The 12,976-nt window shown below is 71.8% G+C and carries 12 protein-coding genes; 9 read left to right on the forward strand and 3 right to left on the reverse strand.

The features are described 5' to 3' along the window. The first annotated feature begins 69 nt into the window (after positions 1-69). The 4 genes from ACZ4Z5_RS15990 to ACZ4Z5_RS16005 all read left to right on the forward strand — a co-directional run bounded on the left by ACZ4Z5_RS15990 (position 70) and on the right by ACZ4Z5_RS16005 (position 4,616). Complete coding sequence (locus tag ACZ4Z5_RS15990; RefSeq protein ID WP_468262645.1) at positions 70-759, forward strand: peptidase; 690 nt, start codon at positions 70-72, stop codon at positions 757-759. 475 nt (positions 760-1,234) lie between these two features. Further along, the gene (locus ACZ4Z5_RS15995) at positions 1,235-2,119 is read left to right on the forward strand and encodes a COG1470 family protein (protein ID WP_468262478.1); all 885 of its coding nucleotides are present in this window, start codon (positions 1,235-1,237) and stop codon (positions 2,117-2,119) included. Next, complete coding sequence (locus ACZ4Z5_RS16000; protein WP_468262480.1) at positions 2,116-3,207, forward strand: hypothetical protein; 1,092 nt, start codon at positions 2,116-2,118, stop codon at positions 3,205-3,207. Before ACZ4Z5_RS15995 ends, ACZ4Z5_RS16000 begins: the two co-directional genes overlap by 4 nt. Beyond that, positions 3,204-4,616: a hypothetical protein gene (locus tag ACZ4Z5_RS16005; protein ID WP_468262483.1), complete on the forward strand. Its 1,413-nt coding sequence runs from the start codon at positions 3,204-3,206 to the stop codon at positions 4,614-4,616. Before ACZ4Z5_RS16000 ends, ACZ4Z5_RS16005 begins: the two co-directional genes overlap by 4 nt. A 130-nt stretch (positions 4,617-4,746) precedes the next feature. Here the strand turns inward: ACZ4Z5_RS16005 and ACZ4Z5_RS16010 are convergent, their stop codons facing one another. Then, positions 4,747-6,264 (reverse strand): peptide MFS transporter, encoded by a 1,518-nt coding sequence (locus ACZ4Z5_RS16010; RefSeq protein ID WP_468262485.1) that lies wholly within the window; start codon positions 6,262-6,264, stop codon positions 4,747-4,749. 472 nt (positions 6,265-6,736) lie between these two features. Between ACZ4Z5_RS16010 and ACZ4Z5_RS16015 the strand changes: the two genes are divergently transcribed. Both ACZ4Z5_RS16015 and ACZ4Z5_RS16020 read left to right on the forward strand, forming a co-directional pair. Next, positions 6,737-7,414 carry a response regulator transcription factor gene (locus tag ACZ4Z5_RS16015; RefSeq protein WP_468262488.1) on the forward strand — a complete coding sequence of 226 codons (678 nt, stop codon included), beginning with the start codon at positions 6,737-6,739 and terminating at the stop codon, positions 7,412-7,414. 9 nt (positions 7,415-7,423) lie between these two features. Further along, complete coding sequence (locus ACZ4Z5_RS16020) at positions 7,424-8,698, forward strand: ATP-binding protein (RefSeq protein WP_468262491.1); 1,275 nt, start codon at positions 7,424-7,426, stop codon at positions 8,696-8,698. 33 nt (positions 8,699-8,731) lie between these two features. On the opposite strand, the gene ACZ4Z5_RS16025 is transcribed toward ACZ4Z5_RS16020, so the two are convergent. Then, a complete protein-coding gene (locus tag ACZ4Z5_RS16025) occupies positions 8,732-9,361 on the reverse strand; it encodes a GtrA family protein (protein WP_468262494.1) in 630 nt (209 codons plus the stop codon). Positions 9,362-9,476: 115 nt separating this feature from the next. On the opposite strand from ACZ4Z5_RS16025, the gene ACZ4Z5_RS16030 reads away from it, so the two are divergent. From ACZ4Z5_RS16030 to ACZ4Z5_RS16040, 3 genes are read left to right on the forward strand one after another with little or no spacing between them, the layout of a single operon-like run. Beyond that, positions 9,477-10,616: a 5-(carboxyamino)imidazole ribonucleotide synthase gene (locus ACZ4Z5_RS16030; RefSeq protein WP_468262497.1), complete on the forward strand. Its 1,140-nt coding sequence runs from the start codon at positions 9,477-9,479 to the stop codon at positions 10,614-10,616. Then, a complete protein-coding gene (purE, locus tag ACZ4Z5_RS16035) occupies positions 10,613-11,161 on the forward strand; it encodes a 5-(carboxyamino)imidazole ribonucleotide mutase (RefSeq protein ID WP_468262500.1) in 549 nt (182 codons plus the stop codon). The genes ACZ4Z5_RS16030 and purE overlap by 4 nt, the downstream gene beginning before the upstream one ends. 35 nt (positions 11,162-11,196) lie before the next feature. Further along, on the forward strand, positions 11,197-12,417 hold the full coding sequence (locus ACZ4Z5_RS16040; RefSeq protein WP_468262648.1) for a dipeptidase: 1,221 nt from the start codon (positions 11,197-11,199) through the stop codon (positions 12,415-12,417). 9 nt (positions 12,418-12,426) lie between these two features. On the opposite strand, the gene ACZ4Z5_RS16045 is transcribed toward ACZ4Z5_RS16040, so the two are convergent. Continuing rightward, positions 12,427-12,927 carry a CGNR zinc finger domain-containing protein gene (locus ACZ4Z5_RS16045; RefSeq protein WP_468262503.1) on the reverse strand — a complete coding sequence of 167 codons (501 nt, stop codon included), beginning with the start codon at positions 12,925-12,927 and terminating at the stop codon, positions 12,427-12,429. Positions 12,928-12,976 lie beyond the last annotated feature (49 nt).

Below are 12,976 nucleotides of genomic sequence, written 5' to 3' on the forward strand. Positions count from 1 at the left end.
CGTCCCAGGCGTACCTTGAGCGCCCCATCTGATGTGGCGTCAGTAACTTACGGTGTGAGGGGACTCGAGGTGTCGTACCAGAAGCGGACAGCGCTCGCGCTGGCGGCTGCGGTGGCGGTCCCGGTGGTCCTGATGGCCGCCCCCACCGCCCAGGCCGCCGTCGTGGACGTCAACTACCAGTGCAAGACCCCGATCGGGGACAAGGGTGCCGTGTCGCCGATCGACATCAAGGCCGTGAAGAGCGGCAGCGCCTACCGGCTCACCATGTCCTTCCAGAAGGGCGTCTCGTCCAGCCCGGTCGAACTCGGCGTCGGTGCCATGAACCCCAGTGCGGTCATCGTGCTGGGAGGGGCCGACAGCGGAACGGTCGCGGTGTCCGGTCCCGCCAACGCATCGGCGATCCCGGCCAACACCCCCATCAAGATAAGTGACCTGACGGGTACGTACACGCCGAAGAAGACGGGCAAGGTCACCTTCACCGCCGGTGTCCTGACCATCAAGGCGCTCGGCACGACGACGACGTGCACCCCCGCGAACAAGCCGGGGCCCTCGCTGGAACTCGACGTCACCGCTGCGGGCGGCGGCTCGATGTCGGCCGTCGGCTCCACGTCTGCCGGCGGGTCCACCGGGGGACAACTCCCCAGAACCGGCCCCCTGGACTCCGCGGCCGCCCTTGCCACCCTCGGCGGAACGGTCCTGCTGACGGGCGTGGCGGGAGTGCTGTGGCTGACCCGCAGGACCCGGCCGACCCAGGCCTGACACGACCGCGTCCGCCCTGCCCTCCTCACTGTCCTCGTCCCCGCGGCGGCGCACCCCGCGACCGCCGTCCGCACCGCGCCCCCTGGTGCCGTTGGCCTTCCGTGACGACCGTCCGTCTCCGCAACAGCCGACCGTCGTCGCAGCGGCCGCGGCCGTCGTGGCAACGGCCGTCGTGGAGCGGCCATTGTGCGGCGGCTGTCGTCGCAGGGTGGGCCGCACCCGCATCTTCCGGCCCGCATCTTCCGGCCCGTATCCCCGGCCGGCACCGTGGAGCAGCGCCACCGCACCTGTCCTGCACCGCCGTTCGCGCGGGCACCACCGCACGCGTTACGCACGGCGCGTACCCCCGCACCACCACGCCCCGCACCGCAGCACAAGACCAGCACCACCACGCCCCGCACCCCTGCACACGTCCCGCACCACCGCAGGCCGCCCGCCGTAAGTCCTGCGCACGTCCTGCACCAGGGAGCCGCCCATGCCGCCGCGCCGTCGCAGCCGCACCGCACCGGCCGTCCTCGCCGTCTCCGTCGCCGCGCTGCTGACGGCCGTCCCGTACCCGGCGTCCGGGGCCGCACGGCCGGACGACGGACCGGGCTGGACCGCGGCCCCCGCGACGAGTGGCGCGGCGCGCGACGGCAGACCCTCCTTCTACCTGGAGGGCGCACCCGGCGCGGTGCTCGACGACACCCTCTCCCTCACCAACACCGGCCGCACCACCCGCACGTTCACCCTCCGCGGCAGCAGCGACTGGATCCGCTTCGCCGAGACCCGCGTACGGACCCCGGCCCGCACCCGTGCCGACGTGCCGTTCACCGTCACCGTCCCGGCGGGCGCCCACCCCGCCGACCGGGCCGAGCACATCACGGTGACCGGTGACGGCCGTGCGGCGTCCGTGCCGCTCCGGCTGCACATCGCCGGTGCCCGGCTGCCGGCGCTGACCGTCGAGGACGTCGGCTTCGACGCCGATCGCGGCCTCGTCCGGTACGCCCTGGTCAACCGTGGGAACACGGTGATCGCTCCCCGGCTCTCGGTCCGCGCCGACGGCCGGTTCGGCACACGGCTGCGGCGCGACGTACGGCCCCTGGACATCGAGGTACCGCCGGGCCGGCGCGTCGAACTCACCGAGCCCCTGGCCATCCGGCCGGCCCTGGACTCGGTGCAGGTCCGGCTCGACGTCACGGCCGCGGGCGGCCTGCGGGCGACCGGCGCGACGTCCGCCGTCTTCTTGCCCTGGGGCCTGGCGGCAGGGGCGGTGCTGCTCATCGCCGTCTGCGGAGCCGGCGCCGTCCGGTACGTACGACGACCACGGCGAAGTTTACGGCGACGACCGCGGCGGCGGGCCGGAGGGGAGACCGGATGAGCGTCACCGTCCTGGGCAGAACGGCCGCGGCGTTCCTCGTCGTCGCGCTCACCGTGCTGACGGGTCCCGGCCGGGCCCTCGCCGCGGCCGAGGCGGACCGGCCTGCGGTCACCCTCTCCCGGAAGGAAGCCGCCAAGGGCGGTGACCTGACCGTCGGCGGCACCGGCTGGCGCCCCCGGGCACTGCTGATGCTGCTGATCTGCGGCCAGTCCACCCCGGACCGGGGGGTGATCGGCGGCACCAACTCCTGTGCCAACGCCGACGGCCGCGCGGTCACCACCGACGACCGGGGCGGCTTCGGCACGCGACTGCCGGTGGCGGCACCTCCCAAGCCCTGCCCGTGCGTGGTGCACATCGCCACCGTCACCGGGGAACCGGCGGTGAGGGACGTGCCGTTCACCGTCGTCGGGCACCCCGTCGCGGCGCTGCCCCGGGCCGCCGGCGCGGGCCGGCTGGCGGTCCTGGCCGCGACCCGGCTCGACGGTTCGGACGGCATCCTCACCACCTTCGGCGCGCCGCCGACACGGAAAGTCGTGTTCACCGTCGGCAACCTCGGGTCCGCACCGGTCGTGGACCCGGTGTTCCGGCTCGGCACCTCGCACGGCGTGTTCGCCCCCGCCTGGGAGGAACGGCAGTGGCGGGGCACCGTCGCGCCCGGCCGGAAGGCGCGTGTCGCGCTGCCCGTCCAGCTGGCCGCCGGAGCGCACGGCGACTACCTCGTGTCGGTCGAGTACGGGGGCAAGGTGCTCGTCGAGCAGCCCTGGGGGGTGTCGCGGCCCTGGGGCGTGACGGTGTTCTGGATCCTGCTCTGCCTGGTCGTGCCGGCCGCCGTGTTCCGCATCGGAATGGCGGTCGTCGACCGGGTGCGGCCCCGGCCCGGCCGCCACCGTACGCGCGGCCCCCGCGCGGGACGTCCAGGGCGCGCCCGCCGGTCGCCGTCCGGCCCGGGACCCGTGGGCGGTTCGTCGCGGCCGCCCGGCACCACGGCCGGCCTGCCGTGGTTCACCCCCGACTCCGCACCGCAAGGGAACCGGCCCCCCGGCGGGCCGACGACGAAGGGACGTTCGTGGACATCCAACGGAGGATGAGCGCGGCCGGAGTCGCGCTGATGCTCGGAGGCGCGGGGATCCTGCTGGCCGCGAGCCCCGCACAGGCAGCCGAAGTGGCGTACCGGACGGAGTGCATCCCGCCCCCGATCTCCGGGATGCCGCCGGTCCAGGGCACGACGAAGGTGCTTGTCACGGCACCCGCCGAGGCGAAGGTCGGTGACGAGGTCGAGGTGGTCTGGAAGACGGTCGAGGCCGCGTCCGGGAACCCCGATGTGCTCGACCTGGAGAAGGACACGGTCAAGCCGACCGGCGTGATCAAACTGGGCGGCTCGGCGACCGGCGAACTGGCCGTGGAGGGGCCCAGGCAGAACCCGCCCATCCCGAAGAACAGCCCGATGGTGCTGTCCGACATGAAGGGCAGACTGAAGCTGACGGCGGCCGGCGAGGTGACGCTGACGCCCGACAAGTACACCATCAACGTCAGCAAGCCGCTGTCGACGGACACCAAGTGCTCGCCCAAGGAGACCGTGAAGGCCGCCGCCACGATCAAGGTGACGGACGGCGGTGGGAGCACCTCGGGCGGCACCTCCACGTCCGGCGGTACGACCACCTCCGGGGGCACCACCACGTCGGGCGGTACGACCACCTCCGGGGGCACGACGACCTCCGGCGGGACCACGGCCTCCGGCGGTACGACGAGCGGCGGGACCACCTCGGGAGGGACCACCTCGGGCGGTGCCGCGTCCGGCGGCAGTACCGGCGGAGGCGGGCCGACCGACTTCCCGGGCAAGGAGGTCATGGTGACGTTCGACTGCCGGCCGCCCGGGCCGCAGGGCGTCAAGTCCCCGGTCACGGTCGACGCGAAGAGGAGCGGCGGTTCCTACGACCTCACCGTCAGGACCGGCAAGGCCGTCATGACCAGCCCCGCCCCGCTGCCGGCGAACTCCCTCAAACCCAGCATGCGGATCACGGTCGGCGGCGCGGACAAGGGCGCGGTGACCGTGACCGGTCCCGCGAACAAGGACCCGATCAAGCAGGGCGACCCGGTCTCCCTCCCGGACATGACCGGCACCTACAAGCCAGGTGCGAGCGGCAAGGCGACACTCAGCCCCGGCGCGCTGACCATCGACGTCACCATGGGCGGCCAGAAGATCACCATTCCCTGCGAGGCGTCCGCCACCGGGGTCTCGCTCGAACTCACCACGGAGGCCCAGCCGGGCGGCACCGCCGGCGGTACGACCACGTCCGGCGGGTCCTCCGGCGCCTCGGGCGGCGGCACCGGCTCGGCGGGCACGAGCGGCGGTACGAGCGGGGGCCTCGCCGAGACGGGCACGGAGGGCCACGCCTCCCTGCGGGCACTCGCCCTCGTCGCCGGCACGGTGCTCCTCCTCGGCGGCGCGGTCTTCACCTTCACCCCGTGGAACCGCCTCCGCGGCTCCTCCCGCTGAACCGGGGCGGCAACGCGAGGAAGCGGCACGGTGCGAGGAACCTGCGCCGAACGCGACGAACGGCAGCGAACGAAGGAGCCCCGCACCACCCGGGTGCGGGGCTCCTCCACCGTCGTGAGCGCCGGACGCGTCAGTGCACGTCGCCCATGAGTGCCTTGACCCGGTTGCGGTACATGTACACCGCGAAACCGGCGACCACGGCCAGGCTGCCCTCGATGCCGACCATGGTTGTTCCGTTGAGGTTCATGCCCGCCAGGGACATCAGGGAGGTGATGCAGTCACCGGCGGTGACCGCGAGGAACCAGACGCCCAGCATCTGGCTGGCGTACTTCTGGGGCGCCATCTTCGTGGTCACGGACAGGCCGACGGGGGAGACGCACAGCTCACCGACGGTCTGGATGAAGTAGATGGAAACCAGCCACATCGGGCTGACCTTCGTGCCGTCCGTGGTGGTCGCCATCGGCAGGACGAAGACGATGAAGGACGCTCCGATGAGCCACAGACCCATGGCGAACTTCACCACGGTGCTCGGCTCCTGGTTCTTCTTCGCCAGCCACAGCCACAGCCAGGCGAAGACCGGGGCGAGCGCCATGACGAACAGCGGGTTCACCGACTGGAACCACGAGCTCGGGAAGTCGATCCCGAAGATCTGACCGGTCGTCTTCGTCTCGCCGAAGATCGCCATGGTCGAGGCGCCCTGGTCGTAGATCATCCAGAACACGGCGGCCGCGACGAAGAACCAGATGTATCCGGACATCTTCGACTGCTCGGCGTTGGTGAGGTCCTTGTCGCGCTTGATCCGCACGAGGACGTACACCGGGATGAGCAGACCGACGAGGGTGATCGGGACCAGCGCCCAGTTCAGCGTGTAGAGGCCGGCGGCGACGACCACGCCGTAGAAGAGCACGGAGGCGCCCAGCCACAGCAGGCCCTTGCGCAGGATCGCGCGGCGTTCCTCGGCGGGCAGCGGCGTCGGGACGAGGTCGCTGCGGGGGCTCAGGTGGCGGGTACCCAGCAGGAACTGGGCGAGGCCCAGCGCCATACCGGCCGCGGCGAGGGCGAAGCCGAGGTGCCAGTTGAATGTCTGGCCGATGGTGCCGATGACCAGCGGCGCGAAGAAGGCGCCGATGTTGACGCCCATGTAGAAGAGCGTGAAGCCACCGTCACGACGCGGGTCCTCAGGACCGTCGTACAGGTGCCCGACCATGGTCGAGATGTTGGCCTTCAGCAGACCCGAACCGAGCGCGACGAGGACGAGGCCGCCGAAGAAGGCGGCCTGGCCGGGCAGCGCCAGGCACAGGTGACCGGCCATGATGACGAAGGCGGCGATGGTGACCGTCTTCCGGGGACCCCACACGCGGTCGCCGAACCATCCGCCCGGCAGGCACAGCAGGTAGACCATCGCCGAGTAGATCGACGTGATGGCCGTCGCCGTGGCCACGGACATCGCGAGACCGCCGCCGAGGGCGTCCTTGGCCGCGTCCGGACCGCCGGAGAGCAGATAGAGCGGCAGCAGGGCCTTCATGCCGTAGAAGCTGAAGCGCTCCCACATCTCCGCCATGAAGAGGGTGGCCAGTCCCCGGGGGTGGCCGAAGAAGGTCCTCTGGACGGCAGAGCCGGCCGGGTCCTTCGTCAGGCTGGACGCCATGTCGATCCTCGTGTGTTCGGGACGCGCGCCTTGTGAGCGGTGTCGCGCCCGCGGTGGGGGGCGGCCGGCACCGGCGCGGAGGAGCCCCGTACTCACGCCCAGGGGGCCTCGTCCCCGGTCCGGGGGAGCAGAAGGAGCAAGTCCGCACCGGGGTCCACACCCCACGAGCGGCATCGCGCGAGAGGCCCGGCCCAGGTCATTCACTGCACGCCCGTGACCGGCCGTGACCGGGCACGCGCAGAAAAGAGACCCTTGGCCGATATTCAGCCAAAGGTCCCTGAGTCGTGCTACAGGCGCGCTGGCCACCATACGTCACGAGAGTGCCCCATATGGAAGGAGTTGAGACGTGTATCACAGGTGATCAAGGAGTCGTCACATCGCATTCGAAGGTGTTCAACAGGATCGCCACACTGTCTCGCAGGGCTTGTCGATCACCTCACGGTCTGTAGCCCACGCGGACTACCATCACTGCATGACCCGTGTACTGCTCGCCGAGGACGACGCATCCATCTCCGAGCCGCTGGCGCGTGCCCTGCGCCGGGAGGGTTACGAGGTCGAGGTCCGCGAGGACGGTCCCGCCGCGCTGGACGCCGGCCTCCAGGGCGGGGTCGATCTGGTCGTACTGGACCTCGGACTGCCCGGGATGGACGGGCTGGAGGTCGCCCGCAGACTGCGCGCCGACGGTCACACCGTTCCCATCCTGGTGCTGACCGCACGGGCCGACGAGGTCGACACGGTCGTCGGCCTCGACGCCGGCGCCGACGACTACGTCACCAAGCCGTTCCGCCTCGCCGAGCTGCTCGCCCGGGTCCGGGCGCTGCTCCGGCGCGGCTCCGTCGAGCCGGCCCCGCAGCCCGCCACGCACGGCGTGCGGATCGACGTAGAGTCGCACCGCGCCTGGATGGGCGACGAGGAGCTCCAGCTCACCGCCAAGGAGTTCGACCTGCTGCGGGTGCTGGTCCGGGACGCCGGCCGTGTCGTCACCCGTGACCAGCTGATGCGCGAGGTCTGGGACACCACCTGGTGGTCGTCCACCAAGACGCTCGACATGCACATCTCCTGGCTGCGCAAGAAGCTCGGCGACGACGCCGCCAACCCCCGCTACATCGCCACCGTGCGCGGCGTCGGATTCCGGTTCGAGAAGAGTTAGCAGAGCACCGTGCGCCGCCGCCTGATCAATTCCACGCTCGCCGTGGTGCTCGTCGTGATCGCCGTCTTCGGCGTCTCGCTCGTCATCGTCGAGACCCGCACGATCAGCAGCAGCGCGCAGGAGAGCGTGAACTCGGAGGCGCTGCGCCTGGTCAGCTCGGTGGAGGGCCGGCTGCTGGCCAGGGAGCAGATCTCCCCGGAGGCGCTGGCCCGGCAGCTGGCACCCGGCCGCTACGCCCGCATCGAGCTGCCGGGACGCTCCCCGATCGACATCGGGAGCCAGCCCGGGGGAAGCGTCATCAGGGGCACCGCGCAAGGCGACCGCGGTGAAGCGGTCACCGTCGAGGAGTCCCGTGCCACCGTCACCCGCGAAGTGGGCCGCACCCTGCTCATCATCGCGGCCGTCGCCCTGCTCGCCGTCGTATCGGCCGTCCTGCTCGCCGTGCGCCAGGCCAACAAGCTCGCCTCGCCGCTCACCGACCTCGCGGAGACCGCCGAGCGGCTCGGCTCGGGGGACCCACGGCCGCGGCACAAGCGGTACGGCGTGCCCGAGCTGGACCGGGTCGCCGATGTGCTGGACTCCTCGGCCGAGCGGATCGCGCGCATGCTCACCGCGGAGCGACGGCTCGCCGCGGACGCCTCGCACCAGCTGCGCACCCCGCTGACCGCGCTGTCGATGCGCCTGGAGGAGATCGCCACGACCGACGACCTGGACACGGTCAAGGAGGAGGCCATGGTCGCCCTCACCCAGGTCGAACGGCTCACCGACGTCGTGGAGCGCCTGCTGACGAACGCGCGGGATCCGCGCACCGGGTCCGCGGTCGCCTTCGACCTCGACGAGGTGGTCAAGCAGCAGGTGGAGGAGTGGCGGCCGGTCGCCCGCAGCGCGGGACGGGCGATCGTGCGCTCCGGGAAGCAGGGCCTGAAGGCGGTCGGCACGCCGGGCGCGGTGGCCCAGGTGCTCGCCGCGCTGATCGAGAACTCGCTGATGCACGGCGGCGGCACGGTGGCGCTGCGCACCCGGGTCACCGGGAACCAGACCGTCGTGGAGGTCACCGACGAGGGGCCGGGCGTGCCGCCGGAGCTCGGGGCGCGGATCTTCGAGCGGACGATCAGCGGCCGGAACTCCACGGGCATCGGCCTGGCCGTGGCGCGCGATCTCGCGGAGGCGGACGGCGGCCGCCTGGAGATGCTCCAGCAGCAGCCGCCGGTCTTCGCGCTGTTCCTGGGCCGGGAGGCGAGGGAACGGCGCGACGGCCGGTCCGACGAGAAGACGATCAGATGACCGGCCGTCCGCGACAGGCGACCGTGACCGGCCTCAGCGCCGTGTGACCGCCGGCCGCGAGGACTGCTCCAGGATCGATTCGGCCGCCCGTACGGTCTCGGAATCGACCGGCCGGCCGCCGTCGGCCGCAGCGTCGTGGCTCGCGTGAGCCGGACCGGCCGCGGCCGCCTCCGCAGCAACGGTGGCTTCCGTGGCGACGACCGCCTCCGTGGTGACGGTCCGCTCCGCCGGGAGGGCCTTGAACACCCACGTGCGGTACGACCAGAAGCGGAAGACCGTGCCGAGACCCAGTCCGACCACGTTCTTCGCGACGTTGTCCGCCACGGTCGACGTGAAGCCGAAGCCGTAGTGGGACAGCGCCAGGATCCCGTTCTCGATGACCAGCCCGATACCGCTGAACAGCAGGAACAGCGACAGTTCACGGCTGTGCCGGGACTTGTCGCTGTCCCGGTACGTCCAGTAGCGGTTGCCGAGGTAGTTCGTGCCGATGGCGACGACCGTCGCGATGACCCCGGACCGCACCACGGCCAGCCCGAGCATGTGCACGCACAGGTTGAAGACGACCAGATTGACGAGGAAGCCGAACGCGCCGACGGTGCCGAACTTGGCGGCCTCGCGGAAGAGCCCCGACAGGCGTTCGCGCAGAGCGCGCCGTCCACTCATGGTGATCGTTCGGCCTCCCGATCGATTGCGTCGACGCCGCAATGCTAACCACCCGCGGTCCCGCGTGCCCGGGACGCCCCGCGGGGCGCGTCGGACCTGCGGATACCCTGGAGTGGTGACGTTCCCGGTAGTCGGCATGGTCGGCGGCGGCCAGCTCGCCCGTATGACCCACGAGGCGGGCATCCCCCTCGGCATCAGATTCAAGCTCCTCAGTGACACTCCGCAGGACTCGGCGGCCCAGGTCGTGAGCGACGTCGTCATCGGCGACTATCGCGATCTGGACACGTTGCGCGAGTTCGCGCGGGGCTGCGACGTGATCACTTTCGATCACGAGCACGTACCCACCGAGCACCTACGGGCCCTGGAGGCGGACGGCATCCCCGTCCGGCCGGGGCCCGACGCATTGGTGCACGCCCAGGACAAGGGCGTGATGCGCGCGAAGCTCACCGAGATCGGTGTGCCCTGCCCGCGCCACCGGATCGTGAGCGATCCGGCGGACGTGGCGGCCTTCGCCGAGGAGGTCGGGGGATTCCCCGTGATCCTCAAGACGGTGCGCGGCGGATACGACGGCAAGGGGGTGTGGTTCGTACGCTTCCAGGAGGACGCGGCGGACCCCTTCCGGGCCGGTGTCCCCGTCCTCGCCGAGGAGAAGGTGGACTTCGTGCGCGAGCTCGCGGCCAATGTGGTGCGGTCCCCGCACGGGCAGGCGGTGTCCTACCCCGTGGTGGAGTCCGTCCAGGTCGACGGGATCTGCGACACGGTCGTCGCGCCGGCTCCCGGCCTCCCCAACGAACTGTCCGGCCAGGCCCAGGAGCTCGCCCTGCGCATCGCCGAGGCCCTCGGTGTCGTCGGCCATCTCGCCGTCGAACTCTTCGAGACGTCCGACGGCCGCATCCTCGTCAACGAGCTCGCCATGCGCCCCCACAACTCCGGGCACTGGACCCAGGACGGCGCCGTGACCTCCCAGTTCGCCAACCACGTGCGGGCCGTGCTCGACCTGCCGCTCGGCGACCCGCGCCCGCGGGCGCGCTGGACGGTCATGTCGAACGTGCTCGGCGGCGACTACCCCGACATGTACGCGGCCTACCTGCACTGCATGGCCCGCGACCCGCAGCTGAAGATCCACATGTACGGCAAGGACGTGAAGCCCGGACGCAAGGTCGGCCACGTCAACACCTACGGCGACGACCTGGGCGACGTACGCGCACGCGCCCGCCACGCCGCCGACTACCTCCGAGGAACGATCACCGAATGAGCGAGTCCGTACCCGAGAGCCAGTCCTCCCCCGTCGTCGGCATCGTGATGGGCTCCGACTCGGACTGGCCGGTCATGGAGGCCGCCGCCCAGGCCCTCGACGAGTTCGAGATCCCCTACGAGGTCGATGTGGTCTCCGCCCACCGCATGCCGCGCGAGATGATCGCGTACGGCGAGGAGGCCGCCGAGCGGGGGCTCAAGGCGATCATCGCCGGTGCCGGCGGGGCCGCTCACCTGCCCGGCATGCTCGCGTCGGTCACCCCGCTCCCGGTGATCGGGGTGCCGGTGCCGCTGAAGCACCTCGACGGCATGGACTCGCTGATGTCCATCGTCCAGATGCCCGCAGGCGTGCCCGTGGCCACCGTCTCGGTCGGCGGCGCCCGTAACGCCGGCCTGCTAGCCGCCCGGATCCTCGCCGTGCACGACGGCGAGCTGCTCGGCCGGATGAAGGACTTCCAGCAGGAGCTGAACGAGCAGGCGACCGAGAAGGGCAAGCGGCTCCGCCAGAAGGTCGAGGGCTCGTCCTCCTTCGGATTCGCCAAGTGACGCGGCCCACCGGAGACACTGCCGCCGACGGGGTCGTGCCGGACCGGACCGATCCGCACCGGGCCGCTGCGGCACGGGACGCGGAGGCGCGGGAACTCCTCGCCGAGTTCCCCGTCGTCGACGGTCACAACGACCTGCCGTGGGCGCTGCGCCAGCACGTCCGCTACGACCTGGACCGCCTCGACATCGGCGGCGACCGGCGCGGCACACTCCACACCGACATCCCCCGGCTGCGGGCCGGGGGTGTCGGCGCCCAGTTCTGGTCGGTGTACGTGCGGTCCGACTTCGCCGGGGACAGCGCGGTCAGCGCCACGCTGGAGCAGATCGACTGCGTCGCACAGCTCCTCGCCCGCCACCCGGACGCCCTGGCCCGCGCGCTGACCGCGGACGACATGGAGCAGGCGCGCGCCGAGGGACGCATCGCCTCCCTGATGGGGGCCGAGGGCGGTCATTCCATCAACAACTCGCTGGCCACCCTGCGCGCGCTGTACGCCCTCGGCGTGCGCTACATGACGCTGACGCACAACGACAGCATCGACTGGGCGGACTCGGCGACCGACGCCCCGAGGGCCGGCGGGCTCAGCGCCTTCGGCCGCGAGGTCGTCCGCGAGATGAACCGCACGGGCATGCTGGTGGACCTGTCGCATGTCGCGGACACGACCATGCGGGACGCCCTCGACACCTCCGTCGCCCCGGTGGTGTTCTCCCACTCCTCGGCGCGCGCGGTCTGCGACCATCCGCGCAACGTGCCCGACGACGTGCTCGGACGGCTCCCCGCGAACGGCGGCATCGCCATGGTGACGTTCGTCCCGAAGTTCGTCCTCCCGGCGGCCGTCGAGTGGACCGCGGCAGCGGACGAGAACATGCGTGCCCACGGGCTGCACCCGCTGGACACCACCGCGCGGGGCATGGCGGTCCACCGTGCCTTCGAGGCCGCCCGTCCCCGTCCGGTCGCCACAGCGGCCACGGTCGCCGACCACCTCGACCACATGCGCGAGGTCGCCGGCGTCGACCACATCGGCATCGGCGGCGACTACGACGGCACGGCGTTCACCCCCGCGGGGCTCGACGACGTCTCCGGTTATCCGAACCTGATCGCGGAACTCCTCACCCGCGGCTGGTCCCGGGCCGACCTCGCCAAGCTCACCTGGCGGAACGCCGTGCGCACGCTCCGCGACGCGGAGGCCGTGGCCCGTGACCTCCAGGGGCGGCGGGGACCGTCGAACGCCACGATCGAGGCACTCGACCAGGCCTGATCCACCCGCTCACGTGCCCCGGCGTGCCCGGTACGTGCGCATTTTCGCCCGGCTGCCGCAGACCGCCATGGAACACCAGCGGCTGCGGCCGGCCGGGCTCCTGTCGTAGTAGGCCCACCGGCAGTCCTCCGCCTCGCACGCCTTCAGGCGCAGCCAGGTGCCGTCCGCCTGCGCGTCGGCGATCGCGACGGCGACGCGGGAGGCCAGCGCCGACGGGTCGGCGGGGCGGAGCGAGGCGGCGCCGGCGTCGTCGAGGACGACCAGCAGCGGGGCGTCCGACAGGAGCCGTTCCAGCGACCCGGAGGGCGCGGCGTGGCCGGCGTGCGCCAGACAGGCGGCGCGCAGTGCCTCCCGCAGTTCCCGGGCGGCCGCCACGTCGGACTCGGCAAGACCGAAGCGGGTCCGCCCCTCGGATGTGTCCAGGGCGTCCGCGCCGGTCTCGACGTCCAGCGTGTTGACCAGCGCCTCCACGACTGCGAGTCCTCCGGGAGCGGGCGCCCTCTCATTCATGCTTGCGACGTTACCTCTACTGCGCCACCATGGGGTAACCGTTACCGGT

Source organism: Streptomyces sp. NPDC030222 (assembly GCF_055573115.1).